General features: G+C 64.3%; 17 protein-coding genes. 12 read left to right on the top strand and 5 right to left on the bottom strand.

Annotated features, from left to right (window positions below; translation table 11 throughout):
• Positions 1–2 precede the first annotated feature (2 nt).
• Positions 3–1,100 (bottom strand): acyl-CoA dehydrogenase family protein, encoded by a 1,098-nt coding sequence (locus tag LMQ14_RS02915; protein ID WP_267733352.1) that lies wholly within the window; start codon positions 1,098–1,100, stop codon positions 3–5.
• Between the two features lie 19 nt (positions 1,101–1,119).
• Positions 1,120–2,298 carry an acyl-CoA dehydrogenase gene (locus LMQ14_RS02920; protein WP_267733353.1) on the bottom strand — a complete coding sequence of 393 codons (1,179 nt, stop codon included), beginning with the start codon at positions 2,296–2,298 and terminating at the stop codon, positions 1,120–1,122.
• 191 nt (positions 2,299–2,489) lie between these two features.
• Here LMQ14_RS02920 and LMQ14_RS02925 point away from each other — a divergent pair, with 191 nt between their 5' ends.
• The 12 genes from LMQ14_RS02925 (at position 2,490) to LMQ14_RS02980 (ending at position 14,278) form a co-directional block, all read left to right on the top strand.
• A complete protein-coding gene (locus tag LMQ14_RS02925; RefSeq protein WP_267733354.1) occupies positions 2,490–2,681 on the top strand; it encodes a ferredoxin in 192 nt (63 codons plus the stop codon).
• Positions 2,682–2,715: 34 nt separating this feature from the next.
• Positions 2,716–3,630 (top strand): 3-oxoacyl-ACP reductase, encoded by a 915-nt coding sequence (locus tag LMQ14_RS02930; RefSeq protein ID WP_267733355.1) that lies wholly within the window; start codon positions 2,716–2,718, stop codon positions 3,628–3,630.
• A 235-nt stretch (positions 3,631–3,865) separates the two neighbouring features.
• A complete protein-coding gene (locus LMQ14_RS02935; RefSeq protein ID WP_267735322.1) occupies positions 3,866–4,630 on the top strand; it encodes an MlaE family ABC transporter permease in 765 nt (254 codons plus the stop codon).
• Between the two features lie 7 nt (positions 4,631–4,637).
• The gene (locus LMQ14_RS02940; RefSeq protein ID WP_267733356.1) at positions 4,638–5,480 is read left to right on the top strand and encodes an MlaE family ABC transporter permease; all 843 of its coding nucleotides are present in this window, start codon (positions 4,638–4,640) and stop codon (positions 5,478–5,480) included.
• 19 nt (positions 5,481–5,499) lie between these two features.
• On the top strand, positions 5,500–6,702 hold the full coding sequence (locus tag LMQ14_RS02945; RefSeq protein ID WP_267733357.1) for an MCE family protein: 1,203 nt from the start codon (positions 5,500–5,502) through the stop codon (positions 6,700–6,702).
• Positions 6,702–7,754, top strand: a complete 1,053-nt coding sequence (locus LMQ14_RS02950; protein WP_267733358.1) for an MCE family protein — start codon at positions 6,702–6,704, stop codon at positions 7,752–7,754. The genes LMQ14_RS02945 and LMQ14_RS02950 overlap by 1 nt, the downstream gene beginning before the upstream one ends.
• A complete protein-coding gene (locus LMQ14_RS02955) occupies positions 7,744–8,808 on the top strand; it encodes a virulence factor Mce family protein (RefSeq protein WP_267733359.1) in 1,065 nt (354 codons plus the stop codon). Before LMQ14_RS02950 ends, LMQ14_RS02955 begins: the two co-directional genes overlap by 11 nt.
• Positions 8,805–10,238, top strand: a complete 1,434-nt coding sequence (locus LMQ14_RS02960; protein WP_267733360.1) for a virulence factor Mce family protein — start codon at positions 8,805–8,807, stop codon at positions 10,236–10,238. The genes LMQ14_RS02955 and LMQ14_RS02960 overlap by 4 nt, the downstream gene beginning before the upstream one ends.
• Complete coding sequence (locus LMQ14_RS02965; RefSeq protein ID WP_267733361.1) at positions 10,235–11,392, top strand: virulence factor Mce family protein; 1,158 nt, start codon at positions 10,235–10,237, stop codon at positions 11,390–11,392. Before LMQ14_RS02960 ends, LMQ14_RS02965 begins: the two co-directional genes overlap by 4 nt.
• Positions 11,393–11,403: 11 nt before the next feature.
• Positions 11,404–13,077, top strand: a complete 1,674-nt coding sequence (locus LMQ14_RS02970; RefSeq protein ID WP_267733362.1) for a virulence factor Mce family protein — start codon at positions 11,404–11,406, stop codon at positions 13,075–13,077.
• Positions 13,077–13,787 (top strand): mammalian cell entry protein, encoded by a 711-nt coding sequence (locus tag LMQ14_RS02975; RefSeq protein ID WP_267733363.1) that lies wholly within the window; start codon positions 13,077–13,079, stop codon positions 13,785–13,787. Before LMQ14_RS02970 ends, LMQ14_RS02975 begins: the two co-directional genes overlap by 1 nt.
• A complete protein-coding gene (locus LMQ14_RS02980) occupies positions 13,787–14,278 on the top strand; it encodes a mammalian cell entry protein (protein ID WP_267733364.1) in 492 nt (163 codons plus the stop codon). The genes LMQ14_RS02975 and LMQ14_RS02980 overlap by 1 nt, the downstream gene beginning before the upstream one ends.
• Positions 14,279–14,281: 3 nt before the next feature.
• On the opposite strand, the gene LMQ14_RS02985 is transcribed toward LMQ14_RS02980, so the two are convergent.
• The 3 genes from LMQ14_RS02985 to LMQ14_RS02995 all read right to left on the bottom strand — a co-directional run bounded on the left by LMQ14_RS02985 (position 14,282) and on the right by LMQ14_RS02995 (position 16,588).
• Positions 14,282–14,860 (bottom strand): hypothetical protein, encoded by a 579-nt coding sequence (locus LMQ14_RS02985; protein ID WP_267733365.1) that lies wholly within the window; start codon positions 14,858–14,860, stop codon positions 14,282–14,284.
• An 81-nt stretch (positions 14,861–14,941) separates the two neighbouring features.
• Complete coding sequence (locus LMQ14_RS02990) at positions 14,942–16,423, bottom strand: alpha,alpha-trehalose-phosphate synthase (UDP-forming) (protein WP_267733366.1); 1,482 nt, start codon at positions 16,421–16,423, stop codon at positions 14,942–14,944.
• The gene (locus LMQ14_RS02995; RefSeq protein WP_090607062.1) at positions 16,424–16,588 is read right to left on the bottom strand and encodes a hypothetical protein; all 165 of its coding nucleotides are present in this window, start codon (positions 16,586–16,588) and stop codon (positions 16,424–16,426) included. It lies immediately after the preceding gene.
• Between the last annotated feature and the right edge of the window lie 591 nt (positions 16,589–17,179).

Consider the following 17,179-nt stretch of genomic DNA (forward strand, 5'->3'; position numbering starts at 1 on the left):
TGTCAGGCAGGGGTTTCCGCCAGCTCGCGACCGATCCGGCGCAGCTGCCCGGTGGCACCGCCCAGCGCGAACTCGGCTTCCTTGGCAGCCAGGAAGTAACGGTGCGCCGGATGATCGGTGTCGACTCCGACGCCGCCGTGCACGTGCACGATGGTGTGCGCGACCCGATGTCCGGCGTCGGCCGCCCAGAACGCGGCGCTGGCCACATCGATCTCGGCGGGGATATCTTCCGAGACCTTCCACGCCGCCTGGGTGAGCGTCAACCGCAGTCCCTTGACGTCGATGTAACCGTCGGCCAGCCGCTGCGACACCGCTTGGAAGCTGCCGATCGGCCGGTCGAATTGCTCACGCTCGCGGGCGTATTCGGCCGTCATCTGCAACCCGCGATCGAGCACCCCGAGTTGATAGGCTGCGCGGCCCAGGGTTCCCAGCGTGCCGAGCCAGCCGGCGACTTCGCTTCCGCCCACCTTCCGTGCATCGTCGGTCGCGACGCCGTCCAGCGCCAGGTGCCCGACGCTGTTCTTCCCGGTGGTCGCCAGCGTGGTCAGGCTAACGCCCTGATCTTCGGCGCTGACCAGGAAAACGGCTGTGCCGGAATCGGTTTCGGCAGGGACCAGGAATGCGTCCGCGACGGGGCCGAAGACGACCTGCGTGCGGGTCCCGGTCAGCTGGTAGCCGTCACCGGAGCGGGTAGCCCGCACCGGCCCTTCACCCATCTCGCCGTCCAGCGCGACGGTCAGGATCTTCTCGCCTTTGACGGCCGGTACTCCCCAGTCCCGCTGCAGTTTCTCGGAGCCGAAGCGCGCCAGCACTCCGGCGCCCAGCATCACCGATTCCAGGTACGGCACGGCGGCCAGCTGACGGCCCAGCGCAACCAGGATCGCGACCTGTTCGAGCGCGCCGAAACCGTCGCCGCCCAGCGCGGACGCCGAGGCGCTGGTGAGGATGTCGGCGTCAATCAGCTTCCGCCACAAGGTGTGGTCGAATCGTTGCTCGAGCCCGTCGAGCTCGCGTTGATGCTCGGGCGTGCACACCGAGTCGACGATCGTGTCGACCAGGCCGCCGAGGTCATTCGCCGCTTCGGTTGTCGTGAAATCCATGAATGTTTGTCCTTTGAACTCAGCGGTTCCGGGGCAGGCCGAGGGCGACCATGCCGATGATGTCGCGCTGCACCTCGTTGGTGCCGCCGCCGAAGGTCAGGATCAGGCACGCCCGGTGCATCCGCTCGACCCGGCCTGCTAGCTTCGCGCCCGGCGAATCCTGACGCACCGTCGCCGCGGTACCCAGGACCTCCATCAGCAGCCGGTAGGCCTCGGTGGCCAGCTCGGTGCCGTACACCTTCGCCGCCGACGCGTCCGCCGGCCCCAAGTCGTGGCCTTCCGCCGACGCCAGTTCCCAGTTGATCAGCTTGAGAACTTCGGCCTTGGCGTGCACCCGGGCCAGGTTCAGCTGCACCCACTCCGAGTCGACCAGCCGGGCCCCGCTGTCGTCCTTGGTGTTCTGCGCCCATTCGCGAACCTCGCGCAGGGCCAGGAAGATCGGTTGCGCCGACACCAGCGCGACGCGCTCGTGGTTGAGCTGGTTGGTCACCAGCTTCCAGCCGCCGTTCTCCTCGCCGATCAGGTTGGTCACCGGCACGCGCACGTCGGAGTAATAGGTGGCGCTGGTGTCCACCCCGGCCATGGTGTGCACGGGCGTCCAGGAGAAGCCCTCGGCCGTCGTCGGCACCGCGATCATCGAAATGCCGCGGTGCTTCTTGGCCTCGGGGTTGGTGCGCACCGCCAGCCAGACCCAGTCGGCGTAGGCGATCAGGCTGGTCCACATCTTCTGGCCGTTGATGACGTAGTCGTCGCCGTCGCGCACCGCGCTGGTGCGCAGGTTGGCCAGGTCGGTGCCGGCGCCGGGCTCGGAGTAGCCGATCGAGAAGTGCAGATCCCCGGCGGCGATCTTGGGCAGGAAGAACTTCTTCTGCTCTTCGGTACCGAACGCCATGATGGTGGGCGCCACGCTGTTGATCGTCAGGAAGGGCACTGGCACACCGGCGATCGCGGCCTCGTCGGTGAAGATCAGCGAGTCCATCGGGGAGCGGTCCTGGCCGCCGTATTCCTTGGGCCAGTTCAGGGTCAGCCACCCGTCTTTGCCCATCTGCGAAACGGTGTCGCGATACGCGTTGCCGGTCCCGACCTCGCCCTGGTTCGAGTGCAGCGCCTCGCGGCGCTCCGGCGTCATGAGCGCGGTGAAGTACGACCGCAGCTCGCGACGCAGCTCCTCCTGTTCAGGGGTGTAACTGATGCGCATTCCGGCCGTCCTTTTGGATAAGCGTGACTAGCGGCTATTCGACCAACGGCTACCCGTTCGCCTTCCCGGTTGTAACACGTTCTAGTCTGGGAATCCAGCGACCGTTTCCTCAGATGCACGTGAGCCCTATGGTGGAGCTACATTCTGATGGGACAGAGGGCGAGATCCGGGCCAGCTTCAAGGAGGATGCCGTGCGGGTGATCGTTGATCGTGACCGGTGCGAAGGCAACGCGGTGTGCTTGGGAATCGCACCGGATATCTTCGACCTGGACGATGAGGACTACGCCGTCGTGAAGACCGATCCGATTCCGTCCGACCAAGAAGATCTGGCCGAGCAGTCGATTGCCGAGTGCCCGCGCGCGGCACTGCTGCGCGAAGACTAGCGGCGAGCGACCCGAAACTAGAGGTATTCATAAATTGACTAGCAGCACGAACGCGACCGATCTCTCCGGGAAGGTCGCGGTGGTGACCGGTGCGGCCGCGGGACTCGGGCGCGCCGAGGCGCTCGGCTTGGCCCGCCTCGGCGCCACCGTCGTCGTCAACGACATCGCCGCCGCGCTGGACGCCTCGGACGTGATCGACGAGATCAGCGCCGCGGGTTCCAAGGCCGTCGCGGTGACCGGTGACATCAGCCAGCGCTCCACGGCCGACGAACTGGTGTCCTGCGCCGACGGGCTGGGCGGACTCGACATCGTGGTCAACAACGCCGGCATCACCCGGGACCGGATGCTGTTCAACATGTCCGATGAGGAATGGGACCAGGTCATCGCCGTGCATTTGCGGGGTCACTTCCTGCTCACCCGCAACGCCGCGACCTACTGGCGCAGCAGGGCGAAGGACGCCGGGGGATCGGTCTTCGGCCGGATCGTCAACACCGCCTCCGAAGCAGGACTGGTGGGTCCGGTGGGGCAGGCCAACTACGGCGCTGCCAAGGCGGGCATCATCTCGCTCACCCTGACGGCCGCGCGGGCCCTGGGCCGCTACGGGGTGTGTGCCAACGCGATCTGCCCACGCGCGCGCACCGCGATGACGGCGGATGTGTTCGGCAGTGCACCGGATATAGAGGAAGGAGGCGTCGACCCGCTATCGCCCGATCACGTGGTGAACCTGGTGCAGTTCCTGTCGTCGCCGGCGGCCGCGGAGGTTAACGGCCAGGTGTTCATCGTGTACGGACCTCAGGTGACATTGGTCTCAGCTCCGACGGCGGAGCACCGGTTCACCGCGGACGGCGCCGCCTGGGAGGCGGCTCAACTGAGCAGCACATTGCAGGACTACTTTGCTGGTCGCGATCCGGAACGCAACTTTTCCGCGAGCGCCTTAATGGAACAATAGCGGCGCATAGCTTTTTTCTCGGGGGGGAATCAGCTAGTAGAACGTGTGTCAGATTGTCGCTACTACAAGGGCGCTGACCAGGACAAATTAACGGTTTAGCCAGAGATAACCTGTTCATTGACATGGTGAAGTTCTTCTGAGTTAATATGATCCGGCTCACACGGAGCCGCTGCGACGAAAGACAACGCAAAGGCGACGGATAGGCTTCGCCGTGAGCAGCAAGGGGGGTGCCGCTTTGATCGAACAACTCGCGGTTCCGGCCCGCGCTGTCGGCGGGTTTTTCGAGATGATGATCGATACGGCCCGTGCCTCTGCCCGACGACCGTTTCAAGGCCGCGAGTTCCTGGATCAGACGTGGATGATCGCGCGGGTGTCGTTGGTCCCCACGCTGTTGGTGTCCATCCCGTTCACGGTTCTGGTCGCGTTCACCCTCAATATCTTGCTCCGTGAAATCGGCGCGGCCGATTTGTCCGGCGCCGGAACGGCATTCGGCACTATAACCCAGCTGGGCCCGGTGGTGACCGTGCTCGTCGTCGCCGGTGCGGGCGCCACCGCAATCTGTGCCGACCTTGGTGCACGCACCATCCGTGAAGAAATCGACGCTATGCGGGTGCTCGGTATCGACCCGATCCACCGGCTGGTGGTGCCCCGCGTTCTGGCGTCTACCGTTGTCGCACTGCTGCTTAACGGTTTGGTGTGCGCGATCGGCCTGTCCGGCGGGTACGTATTCTCCGTGTTTCTTCAGGGCGTCAACCCGGGCGCGTTCATCAACGGGTTGACCGTATTGACCGGACTGCGCGAGTTGCTGCTCGCCGAAGTCAAGGCGCTGCTGTTCGGCGTGATGGCCGGCCTGGTCGGGTGCTACCGCGGCCTCACCGTCAAGGGTGGGCCGAAGGGCGTTGGCAACGCGGTCAACGAAACCGTCGTCTACGCGTTCATCTGTCTGTTCGTCATCAACGTGGTGATGACGGCCATCGGCGTGCGGTTCTCGACGAAGTGATCACGCGATGAGTTACGACTTCAGTTACCGGCTTCGTAACGTCGCTGCGCGACTGCAGGGGCCGGTTGACGACTTCGGCGAGCAGGCGCTGTTCTACGGCCAAACCATGCGCTACGTCCCCAACGCGCTCACCCGATACCGCAAGGAGACGATCCGGCTTGTCGCGGAGATGACGCTGGGCGCGGGGGCGCTGGTGATGATCGGTGGCACGGTCGGCGTCGCGGCGTTCCTGACGCTGGCCTCCGGTGGGGTCATCGCCGTGCAGGGCTACTCGTCACTCGGCAACATCGGTATCGAGGCATTGACCGGCTTCCTGTCCGCGTTCCTGAACGTGCGCGTTGTCGCACCGGTGATTGCCGGCATCGCGCTGGCGGCGACGATCGGTGCCGGCGCCACCGCCCAATTGGGTGCGATGCGGGTGTCCGAGGAAATCGATGCCGTCGAATGCATGGCGGTGCACTCGGTGTCCTACCTGGTGTCGACGCGGCTGATCGCCGGCCTCGTCGCGATCGTTCCGCTGTACTCGTTGTCGGTGCTCGCCGCGTTCTTCGCCGCCCGCTTCACCACGGTCTTCATCAACGGACAGTCGGCCGGTCTCTACGACCACTACTTCAATACGTTCCTCATCCCGTCGGACCTCCTGTGGTCGTTCCTACAGGCGATCGTGATGTCCATCGCGGTGATGCTGGTCCATACCTATTACGGCTACAACGCCAGCGGTGGGCCGGTGGGCGTGGGCATCGCGGTCGGTCAGGCGGTGCGGACCTCGCTGATCGTCGTCGTGGTCATTACTTTGTTCATCTCGCTGGCGGTGTACGGCGCGTCCGGTAACTTCAACCTCTCGGGTTAAGGGGATCGCCTAAAACGACATGGCAGACATCGGAGCGCGACGTTCAACTGTCCGGCTGGCAGCGGCGCTGCTGGCCAGTTTGTTGGTGGCGTTTTCGGTACTGACTTACCTCTCGTACACAGCGGCTTTCGCGTCCGTCGACACGGTCACCGTCGCGGCGCCGCGGGCCGGGCTGGTGATGGACATTGGCGCCAAGGTCAAGTACCGCGGCATCCAGATCGGCAAGGTCACCGACATCAACTACGGCGGTGACCAGGCACGCCTGACGCTGGTCATCGACAGCGACGACATGCACTACATCCCCTCCAACGCGGCGGTGCATATCGCGGGCAACACGATTTTCGGCGCCAAGTCGGTGGAATTCATTCCACCCCAGGCACCTTCGCCGACGTCGCTGCGACCCAACGCGCATGTCGAGGCATCAGCGGTGCAGCTGGAAGTCAACACGCTGTTTCAGTCGCTGATGGATCTGTTGCACAAGGTCGACCCGGTCGAATTGAACGCAACGCTGAGCGCCTTCTCCGAAGGCCTGCGCGGCCATGGTGACGATTTCGGTGCGCTGTTGTCGGGCCTGAATACCCTGACGCAACAAACGAATCCGAAGCTTTCTGCCCTGCAGGACGACTTCCGCAAGACGGCGATCGTCACAGGCGTCTACGCCGACGCCGCCCCGGACCTGAACACGATCTTCGACAACCTGCCCACCATCAACAAGACCGTCGTCGACCAGCAGAAAAACCTCAACGACACCCTGTTGGCCACGATCGGCCTGTCCAACAACGCCTATGAGACGTTGGAGCCGGCCGAGCAGGACCTCATCGACGCCATCAACCGGCTGCGGGCCCCACTCAAGGTGGCCGCCGACTACTCACCCGAATTCGGTTGCCTGTTCAAGGGTATCGATCGCGGCCTCAAAGAGTTCGGACCCATTCTCGGTGTCCGCAAGGCGGGCTTGTTCACGTCGTCGAGCTTCGTGCTGGGTGCGCCGGCGTATACCTATCCGGAGTCGCTGCCGCTCGTGAACGCCTCCGGCGGACCCAACTGCCGCGGGTTGCCCGACATCCCGAACAAGCAGAACGGCGGCTCGTGGTACCGGGCGCCGTTCCTGGTCACCGACAATGCGAACATTCCGTACGAGCCGTTCACCGAGCTGCAGTTCGATGCACCCTCGACGCTGCAGTTCCTGTTCCACGGCTCTTTCGCGGAACGGGACGACTTCTGATGGCGAGTTCGGAATTGCCTTCGCACCGATCGATGGTGATCAAGGTCAGCGTCTTTACGGTGGCGATGCTGCTGGTGGCCGCCGGCTTGGTGGTGGTCTTCGGCGACTTCCGGTTCGGCGACGAAAATACCTATCACGCAACGTTTATCGACGCGTCTCGGTTGAAGGCCGGCCAAAAGGTCCGTATTTCCGGTGTGCCGGTCGGTTCGGTGAACGGTCTCAAACTCAACTCGGACAACAGCGTCGACGTGGAATTCGGAATCGACAGCCGCTACACGCTGTACTCGTCGACTCGCGCGGTGATCCGCTACGAAAACCTGGTAGGTGACCGGTTTTTGGAGATCACGTCGGGTCCGGGGGAGCTGCGCAAGCTGGCACCGGGTGGGACGATCAACTCCCAACACACTCAGCCCGCGCTGGATCTGGACGCATTGCTGGGCGGACTGCGACCAGTACTCAAGGGGTTGGACGCCGACAAGGTCAACACGATCAGCGGCGCCGTGATCGAGTTGTTGCAGGGCCAGGGTGGAGCGCTGTCGAACGTACTGGCCGACACCAGCGCATTCTCGACGGCGCTGGGCCAGCGCGACCAGCTGATCGGTGACACGATCACCAATCTGAACACGGTGCTGGGCACGATCGATCAAAAGAGTGCGCAATTCTCGACCAGCGTCGATCAGCTGCAGCAATTGATCAGCGGGTTGGCCAAGAACAAGGACTCGATCGCCGGAGCCATTCCGCCGCTGGCATCGACAACGACCGATCTCACTGAGCTGCTGAAGAATTCACGTCGGCCGCTGCAAGGCATCCTGGAAAACACCCGGCCGCTGGCCACCGAAATCGACAACCGTAAGGCCGAGGTGGACAACGACATTGAGCAACTGGGCGAGGACTATCTGCGCCTGGCCGCACTCGGTGCCTACGGGTCGTTCTTCAACATCTACTTCTGCTCCGTGACGATCAAGATCAACGGGCCCGCCGGCAGCGATATCCGTCTGCCCCTGGGGGGCCAGGTGGATCCAAGCGTAGGGAGGTGCGCTTTTGCCAAGTAATGCCAAGCGCGAACGTGACCCGCTGCGCACCGGGGTCTTTGGTGTGGTGCTTGTTTTCTGCGTGGTGTTGCTCGCATTCGGCTACGCCAACCTGCCGTTCTGGCCGCAGGGCAAGGTCTACGACGCTTACTTCAGCGACGCCGGCGGCATCTCGCCCGGCAACTCCGTTTACGTGTCGGGCTTCAAAGTCGGCAAGGTGCAGGCTGTGGGTCTGGCCGGCGACAGCGCGAGGGTGACGTTCTCGGTGGATCGGCATGTCGCGGTTGGTGATCAGTCGCTGGCCGCGATCCGCACCGACACCATCCTTGGTGAGCGCTCGATTGCGGTGAGTCCCGCGGGTCATGGCAAGGCAACCACCATTCCGCTGAGTCGCACGACCACGCCGTACACGCTGGCCGGAGCGCTCGAGGATTTGGGGCAAAGCGCGAATAATCTGAACAAGCCGCAGTTCGAGCAGGCGTTGAACGTTCTCACCGACACGCTGCACGGCGCCACCCCGGAACTGCGCGGCGCGCTGGACGGGGTGACGTCGCTATCCCGCACGCTGAACCGCCGGGACGAGGCGCTGCAAAGCCTGCTGGCCCATGCGAAATCGGTGACTGGTGTGTTGTCGCAACGCGCCGACCAGGTCAACAAGTTGGTCGACGACGGCAACGAGTTGTTCGCCGCGCTCGATGAGCGCCGCGCCGCGCTGGGACAATTGATCTCGGGTATCGGCGGTCTCTCGAGCCAGCTTTCCGGCTTCGTCGCCGACAACCGCAAGGAGTTCGGCCCCGCCCTGAGCAAGCTCAACGATGTACTCAGTAACCTCAACGAGCGCCGCGACTACATCACCGAGGCGATCAAGCGGCTGCCCACCTATGCGACCGAACTCGGCGAGGTGGTTGGTTCCGGGCCCGGATTCAACGTCAATGTCTACGGTGTGATCCCGGCGCCGCTGCTGGCGACGATGTTCGACTTCTTCTATCAGCCGGGCAAGCTGCCGGCCAGCCTCTCCGACTACCTGCGCGGGTTGATCCAGGAACGCTGGACCATCCGACCAAAGTCGCCATGATCCAGCGAATCGCCGGCAGCCGCGGGCTGCGCTACACCACCATCATCGCGCTGGTCGCGGCGCTGGTGGGGGGCGTGTATGTGCTTACGTCGCAAGTCAATAACCGGACCATCGTCGGCTACTTCGCATCCGCGGTCGGGCTGTACCCCGGCGATCAGGTTCGTATCCTCGGCGTCCCGATCGGCAAGATCGACTCGATCGAGCCACGGCCGTCCGACGTCAAAATCACGATGACGCTGCCCAAGGACGTGAAGGTCCCGAAGGACGCCAAGGCCGTGATCATGTCGCCGAACCTGGTGGCGGCGCGGTTCATTCAGCTCGCCCCGGCGTACACCGGCGGAGCGGTGCTGCCCGATGGCGCCAGCCTCGACCTGAACCGCACCGCGGTGCCGGTGGAATGGGACGAGGTCAAGGAAGCGCTGACCCAACTTGCCGTCTCGCTGGGTCCGACGACCGGGTCGATGCAGGGACCGTTGGGCGCGGCGATCAATCAGGCCGCGGACACGTTCGACGGCAAGGGCGAATCGTTCCACAACGCACTGCAGCAGCTTTCGCAAGTCGCTGGGCGACTGGGGGATTCGCGCAGCGATATCTTCGGCACGGTCAAGAACCTGCAGGTCCTGGTCAACGCGCTGTCGGCGAGCAACGACCAGATCGTGCAGTTCGCCGGAAACGTCGCATCGGTATCGCAAGTCCTCGCCGACAGCTCGCGCCATCTGGACAACACCCTGGGCACGCTCAATCAGGCGCTCTCGGACATTCGCGGATTCCTGCACGAGAACAACTCGACATTGATCGATACGGTCAACCAGCTCAACGACTTCAGCAAGACGCTGAGCGACCAGAGCGACAACATCGAACAGGTGCTGCACGTCGCGGGCCCGGGTATCGCCAACTTCTACAACATCTATGACCCGGCGCAGGGCACGCTGAACGGTCTGTTGTCGATACCGGAGTTCGCCAACCCGGTGCAGTTCATCTGCGGCGGCTCTTTCGAAACCGCAGGCGGGCCAAAGGCACCCGACTACTACCGGCGCGCCGAGCTGTGCCGCGAGCGGCTGGGTCCGGTGCTGCGCCGGCTGGCAGTGAACTACCCGCCGGTCATGTTCCACCCGCTGAACACAATCACGGCGTACAAGGGTCAGATCATCTACGACACCCCGGAGACCCAAGCCAAGGCGCAGACGCCGATCCCGCAGCTGACCTGGGTACCGGCTCAGGGTGTCCCGCCGCCGGCCGTCCAGAACCCGGCCGATCTGCAGGCGCTGCTGGTGCCGACGGCCCCGCAGGCCGGCCCGCCGCCGGGGGCACCGGCTGGCGCGCCAGCACCCGCTCCGGGTCCAAGCCCCGGCTCCGCGTTCGGGCCATTGCCGGGTCCGGCGCAGGGACCTTCTGCCGGGCTGCAAAATGGTCAGGGGTCCGGCGGATGAGTCGAATCTTGTTGCGCGGTGGCGCATTGGCGGCGGGCAGCGTGCTGCTGGCCGGCTGTCAATTCGGTGGCCTGAATTCCCTGTCCATGCCGGGCACCGCCGGTCACGGCAGTGGCGCCTTCTCGATCACGGTCGAAATGCCCGACGTGGCGACGTTGCCGCAGAACTCACCGGTCATGGTTGACGATGTCACGGTCGGCAGTGTGGCCGGTATCGCTGCCGAGCAGCGTGCCGACGGATCATTTTATGCCGCAGTGAAATTGGCACTGGACAAGAACGTCGTGCTGCCGGCCAACGCGACCGCGACGGTGGCGCAGACCTCGTTGCTGGGTTCGCTGCACATCGATCTGGCCGCGCCCAAAGGCAAGCCGGCGACCGGCAGGCTCGTCAACGGTTCCAAGATCTCGGAGTCCAACACCGGCCGGTTCCCCACCACCGAAGAGGCTTTCTCGGCCCTCGGTGTCGTGGTCAACAAGGGCAATCTCGGTGCGCTGGAAGAGATCACCGACGAGACCTACCAGGCCGTGGCCGGCCGGCAAGGCCAATTCTCCGGCTTGATCCCCCGGCTGGCGGAATTGACGTCGGGACTCAACCGGCAGGTCGGCGACATCATCAACGCGGTCGACGGTTTGAACCGATTTTCCGCGACGCTGGCGCGCGACAAGGACAACCTGGGCCGGGCGCTGGACTCGCTCCCTGAAGCGCTGAAGGTGCTCAACAAGAACCGGGAACACATTGTCGACGCGTTCGCTGCGCTGAAGAAGTTGGCGACAGTCACCTCGCACGTGCTGTCCAAGACGAAGGTGGACTTCGCCGAAGATCTCAAAGGTCTGTATTCCGCGGTGAAGGCGCTCAACGACAACCGAAAGAATTTCGTCACGTCGCTGCAGATATTGCTGACGTTTCCGTTCCCCAACTACGGCATCAAGCAAGCCGTGCGCGGCGACTACCTCAACGTGTTCACCACGTTCGACCTCACCTTGCGCCGGCTCGGCGAGACGTTCTTCACCACGTCGTATGCACTTGATCCGAACATGATGCACATGGGCGAGATCCTCAACCCGCCCGACTTCTTGACCGGGGAACTGGCGAACCTGTCCGGACAGGCTGCCGACCCCTTCAAGATTCCGCCCGGCACGGCTTCGGGACAGTAGGGGCGGCGCGGATGATTGACAGACTCACCAGGATTCAGCTCTGGATATTCGCCGTGATCACCGTGATCACACTGACCATCATGGCGATCTTCTACCTGCGCCTGCCCGCGACTTTCGGCATCGGGACCTACGTGGCGAATGCCGACTTCGTCGCGGGCGGAGGCCTTTACCAGAATGCCAACGTCACCTACCGGGGCGTCGCGGTCGGCAGGGTGGAGTCGGTGGCGCTGAATCCCAATGGCGTCACCGCCGAAATGCGGCTGAACAGCGGCACTCCCATTCCGTCGAACGTCACCGCCACCGTGAAGAGTGTGTCGGCTGTCGGTGAGCAATACATCGACCTGGTGCCGCCGAAGGATCCGGCATCGACCAAGTTGCACAATGGATCTCGCATTGACCGGGCTAACACCCGGATCGGCCAGGACGTCGCCGATCTGTTGAAGCGGGCCGAGACGCTGGTCAACAGCCTCGGTGACACCAAGTTACGGGAGCTGTTGCACGAGACGTTCCAGGCGGCCAACGGGTCGGGGCCAGAGTTGGCTCGGCTGCTCGAATCGGCCCGATTGCTGGTGGACGAGGCCAACGCCAACTACCCGCAAGTTTCGCAGCTGATCGATCAGGCAGGCCCGTTCCTGCAATCCCAGATCCGCGCCGGCGGCGACATCAAGTCGCTGGCAGATGGGTTGGCGCGGTTCACTTCCGAGGTGCAGCACGCCGACCCGCAGCTTCGTTCGACGCTGGCGACCGCACCGGACGCCATCGACGAGGCCAACACCGCATTCTCCGGCATCCGCCCCAGTTTCCCCGCGCTGGCCGCCAGCCTCGCGAACCTGGGCCGGGTCGGCGTCATCTACCACAAATCGATCGAGCAACTCCTGGTCGTGCTGCCGGCGCTGTTCGCCGCGATCATCACGATGGCGGGCGGCCCACCTCTTGACGAGGGCGGCAAGCTGGACTTCAAGCTTGATCTGAACGACCCGCCGCCGTGCGCCGTCGGCTTCCTGCCGCCACCGCTCATGCGGACGCCGGCGGATGAGACAGTGCGCGAGCTGCCAAGAGACATGTACTGCAAGGTGGCTCAGAACGATCCCAGCACCGTGCGTGGCGCGCGCAACTATCCCTGCCAAGAATTTCCCGGCAAACGGGCACCGACGATTCAGCTATGTCGCGACCCGAAGGGCTATGTCCCGGTCGGCCGTAACCCGTGGCGCGGTCCGCCGGTCCCGTACAACACGCCCCAGACAAACGGGCTGAACACGTTGCCGCCCAACAAGTTCCCATACATTCCGCCGGAAGCGGAACCGGATCCCGGTATTCCGATCGTCGGGCCGCCCCCGCCCGGTGTGGTGCCCGGCCCGGGCCCCCTGCCCAACAAGCAGCCCGCTTTCGATCCGCCGCCGCCGAACGACAGTGGGCCCCCGCCGGGCAACCCGTCATGGATGCCGCCGGGCGTCCCCCCGGTACCGCCCCAGATCCCGTTTCCGAAGTGGCTGCCGCCGCCGGCCGGTGGTGCGCCGGCGCCGGGTCCGCAACCGCAATCCAGCGGCACCGCGTACACCACTTATGACGAAAGCACCGGAGCATTCCGGGATCCGGCAGGAGGCACTGGTATCTTCGCGTCCGGCGCGAACACGTCCAGCGCCGAGAATTGGGTAGACCTGATGCTTGATCCAAGGCCGATGTAGTGGCTTCTGCAGTTGGTGGCGAACAATCCCCGGCACCGCGGGCCCGTCGTCGGGCATCGCGGGCGGCAGGCCCGGCGAAGAGTGAGTCGAGCGCGCCCACCGAGGTTGCGCTCGAGGCTCCAGCGGAGCCCAAGAAGCAACCGGCCAAACGCGTCAAGACCCTCAAGTCGATCAAGCCGCCACCGCGGCGCCGGCCGAATGGGCGCCTGGTCGGCTGGATTTCGTTCGCCGCCGCGCTGCTGGCGATTGGTGCGCTGGCCGGCTGCCTGACCGCCCTGGTCGTTTCGCAAAGCCACGCCGAGGCGGGGCAGGCCCGCGATCAACGCTTCGTCGACACCGCCACGCAGACGGTGCAAAACATGTTCAGCTACAAGCAGGACAACGTCGATGACAGCGTGAACCGGTTTTACAACGGCACCAGCGGCCCGCTGCGCGGCATGCTCGGCGCCAACAACAACATCGAAAACCTCAAGGCCCTGTTCCGCTCCACCAACGCGACATCCGAGGCAGTGATCAACGGCGCGGCTCTGGAAGGCATTGACACGGTTACCGATAACGCCTCGGTGCTGGTGTCGGTGCGTGTCACGGTGGCCGACATCGACGGTGTGCACAAGCCGTCCATGCCGTACCGGCTGCGGGTCATCGTGCACGAAGATGAGCACGGGCACATGACGGGTTACGACCTGAAATACCCCGACGGGGGCAACTGATGCGGTGGCGGCGGTGGCTGATCGCCGCCGCGGGATATCTCGCGGTCGTCGGCGTTGTCGGGTTATCCGCGGCGGCCGGCTGGTTCTACTGGGAACGGGTGGAGATCCGCGGCGAGCAGACGGCACGGGCGGTGCTACCGCAGCTGGCCGCCAGAGAGGTGCCCGCGGTCTTCGCCTACGACTACCAGACCGTCGAACGCAGCCTGGCCGATGCGTATCCGATGCTGACGCCCGACTATCGCCAAGAATTTCAGAAGAGCGCCAACGCGCAGATCATTCCGGAGGCCAAGAAGCGCGAGGTGGTCGTCCAGGCCAATGTCGTTGGGGTCGGGGTCATGTCGGCCAAGCGGGAATCGGCGTCGGTGATGGTGTACATGAACCGGACGGTTACCGATAAATCACGGCAGCCGCTCTACGACGGCAGCCGGTTGCGGGTGGACTTCAAGAAGATCGGCGACAAATGGCTGATCTCTTACATCACGCCGATCTAGCCGTCAGTAGCAGATCGCAATGTTGTTGCACTGCATGGGATAACGCTGGATCGGGCTGGGTGGCGGCCCGGTCATCTGCAGCGAGAACGGTGTCTTTTTCATCGTCGGTTCCAGGCCGCAGACCGCACCGTGCATCGTGGTGTGGGTGCCGCTCATTGTTTCGTCGCTGAAGGCCCAGGTTTCGGTGGTGGGTGCGGTGCCGCCGCCCGGACAGGAGACACCGTCTGCCTTGTCGACGCCGAATTTCCATAGCATGCTGGACATCCGGGCTCGGCCGCTGAAGTTCTGCAACTTGTCGGCGGCGGATATCTTCTGATCCGTCGCACTCACGACGTTGAGCGCACATTGCATCGCGAAAACGATCGGGTCGGAATAGTCGTTCATGTTCCGGGTTCCCGACGGCTGATCGCATATTGCCGTGACGGTCCAGGTAACCCCCGAGACACCCGCCTCGTTGTAGGCGTAGTTGCCGTCCGCCGGCGGTCCGATCGCGCGCGCCGGATTGCCCGACTCCAGCGCGATTCCTATTGCGACAGCTGAGAAGACGCCGGCTCCTGCGGCCAGCGCGCGACGCATTTTCACAGTGCCCTCCCTTCCGGCCTTCTCTTGACGCTGCATCGAGTATCACAGCGTTTCGGCGCCAACACCATGGGTCGGTCGCCGCTATTTCGTGCCCGGCGGGTGCGCCTCGACGAGGGCATCGAGGAATGACCGCGCCCAGCGGTCGACGTCGTGAGCGAGCACCTGGCGCCGCAACGACCGCATCCGGCGGCGGCCCTCGTCAACCGGTTGGTTGAGCGCCGCCTCGATCGTGTCCTTGACGCCCTCCAGGTCGTGCGGGTTGACCAGGTAGGCCTGCCGCAATTCGGCTGCGGCGCCGGTGAATTCGGATAGAACGAGCGCACCGCCGAGATCGCTGCGGCAGGCGACGTACTCCTTGGCCACCAGGTTCATGCCGTCCCGCAGCGGGGTAACCAGCATGACGTCGCTGGCCACGAAGAACGCGATGAGTTCGTCGCGGGGAACCGCGCGATGGATGTAATGCACCACCGCGTGGCCGACTTCGGCGTATTCGCCGTTGATGTGGCCGACTTGGCGTTCGATGTCGTTGCGCAGAATCTGGTAGCTCTCCACGCGTTCGCGGCTGGGCGTGGCCAGTTGGACCAGCACGGTGTCGTCGCGTTTGACGCGCCCCTCGGCGAGCAGCTCGGAAAAGGCTTTCAACCGAACGTCGATGCCCTTGGTGTAGTCGAGCCGGTCGACGCCGAGCAGGATCTTGCGCGGGTTGCCCAACTCCGCGCGAATCTCTTTGGCGTGGCGCCGGATATCGCGGCCGCGGGCGGTCTGATCGAGCGCACCGGAATCGATGGAGATGGGAAACGCGCCCACCCGCACCCGGCGATCCTTCAGCTCGACCTCGCCGAACCGCGACCGCACGCCGACGGCTCCGCGCGAGGTGTTGGCGCCGATCAGTTGTCGGGCCAGGAACAGGAAATTCTGCGCGCCACCGACCAGATGGAATCCGACCAGATCGGCACCGAGCAAGCCTTCGATGATCTCGGTGCGCCAGGGCAACTGCATGAACAGCTCTACCGGCGGGAACGGGATGTGCAGGAAGAAACCGATGGTCAGGTCCGGCCGCAGGGTGCGCAGCATCTTCGGGACCAGCTGCAACTGGTAGTCCTGCACCCACACCGTCGCACCCTGGGCGGCGGCGCGGGAGGTGGCCTCGGCGAAGCGTTGGTTGACCTCGACGTAGCGATCCCACCATTCGCGGTGGTAGATCGGCTTGACGATCACGTCGTGGTACAGCGGCCACAGCGTCGCGTTGGAGAAGCCCTCGTAGTACTGAGCGACGTCGTCGGCCGACAGGCGCACCGGGTAGAGATCCAGTTCGTCTTGGGTGATGGGCTCGTCGTCGACGTCGACTTCCTCGTCGACAACCCCCGGCCAGCCAACCCATGCGCCACGGCGGCGGCGCAGCAGCGGCTCCAAGGCCGTCACCAACCCCCCGGGGCTGCGCTTCCAGGTTGTGGAGCCGTCGGGAAGCCGTTCCAAATCAACCGGTAGCCGATTGGCGACCACCACAAAGTCGGAATTCCCGAAGTGTGCGGTCTTCGAGCTTTGGCCTCCCCTGGGAGCCATTTATGCGTCGAGTTTCGCCGGTCCAATACCGAGCATGGACAAGAAAACGCGGCACTCGTCGGCGTCGTTCGCGTAGGCGGCGACGACTCGCCTGGCCTGGTTAGCGGTGCTGTCGGCAAGCGGCTCGACATCGCCGATTTCGCCAGGATCAGATTTTGTAGGCATAGGACAACTCTATGCGACGCCGATATTCGCCCGCAGCCGTCCGCTGCGGCGCGGGGTTGGCCCGGCCCCGGAACCCGGTTTGTCCGTTCCGCGCACCTGGCCGAAACCCAGGCGCGGTCAGTTGTTCATGCAAAGAACTGGAATTGTTAACAAATGCCGAATTTTCCCGCGGTTGAGATGGGGTCGCCGGCATCGCGCCCTATGGCCAAGCAGACCGTGGATTTAAATCGAAGATTCCCATTCGGCGGACTCCCTGTGGTGATTCCGTGGGGCGTCCTGGCGAACGTTTGCGGTGGCCCCGGCGCCGGGCGTCCGGTGGGGTCGGTGCCACTCCCAATTCAATGGTCGGGTAACGCCTCTAGATGGGTCAACGGCACGGTGATCATGGTTGCGACGTGGAAAGACGCCATTACCCGGTGGTGCCAGGGGGTCGCTTCGGGGTAGCCTGCTGGGGGCCGCACCTGTCTGTCTACTGACTGATGTCCAGTTGTTCAAAGGCAAACCAGGATGTCATCGCGACAAAGGCATTATCCTAAGCCGCAGTGCGCCGTGTTTTGGCGTTGCGCTGACGTCTAAGACTTCGGGAGAAGA

Origin of the sequence: Mycobacterium sp. Aquia_213 (assembly GCF_026625985.1) — a bacterium.
GTDB lineage: Bacteria > Actinomycetota > Actinomycetes > Mycobacteriales > Mycobacteriaceae > Mycobacterium.

Excerpts from the sequence above, each read along its gene's own strand:
- LMQ14_RS02915 (WP_267733352.1), bottom strand. The coding sequence starts at position 1,100 with ATGGATTTCACGACAACCGAAGCGGCGAATGACCTCGGCGGCCTGGTC.
- LMQ14_RS02920 (WP_267733353.1), bottom strand. The coding sequence starts at position 2,298 with ATGCGCATCAGTTACACCCCTGAACAGGAGGAGCTGCGTCGCGAGCTG.
- LMQ14_RS02940 (WP_267733356.1), top strand. The coding sequence starts at position 4,638 with ATGAGTTACGACTTCAGTTACCGGCTTCGTAACGTCGCTGCGCGACTG.
- LMQ14_RS02945 (WP_267733357.1), top strand. The coding sequence starts at position 5,500 with ATGGCAGACATCGGAGCGCGACGTTCAACTGTCCGGCTGGCAGCGGCG.
- LMQ14_RS02950 (WP_267733358.1), top strand. The coding sequence starts at position 6,702 with ATGGCGAGTTCGGAATTGCCTTCGCACCGATCGATGGTGATCAAGGTC.
- LMQ14_RS02960 (WP_267733360.1), top strand. The coding sequence starts at position 8,805 with ATGATCCAGCGAATCGCCGGCAGCCGCGGGCTGCGCTACACCACCATC.
- LMQ14_RS02965 (WP_267733361.1), top strand. The coding sequence starts at position 10,235 with ATGAGTCGAATCTTGTTGCGCGGTGGCGCATTGGCGGCGGGCAGCGTG.
- LMQ14_RS02970 (WP_267733362.1), top strand. The coding sequence starts at position 11,404 with ATGATTGACAGACTCACCAGGATTCAGCTCTGGATATTCGCCGTGATC.
- LMQ14_RS02980 (WP_267733364.1), top strand. The coding sequence starts at position 13,787 with ATGCGGTGGCGGCGGTGGCTGATCGCCGCCGCGGGATATCTCGCGGTC.
- LMQ14_RS02990 (WP_267733366.1), bottom strand. The coding sequence starts at position 16,423 with ATGGCTCCCAGGGGAGGCCAAAGCTCGAAGACCGCACACTTCGGGAAT.
- LMQ14_RS02995 (WP_090607062.1), bottom strand. The coding sequence starts at position 16,588 with ATGCCTACAAAATCTGATCCTGGCGAAATCGGCGATGTCGAGCCGCTT.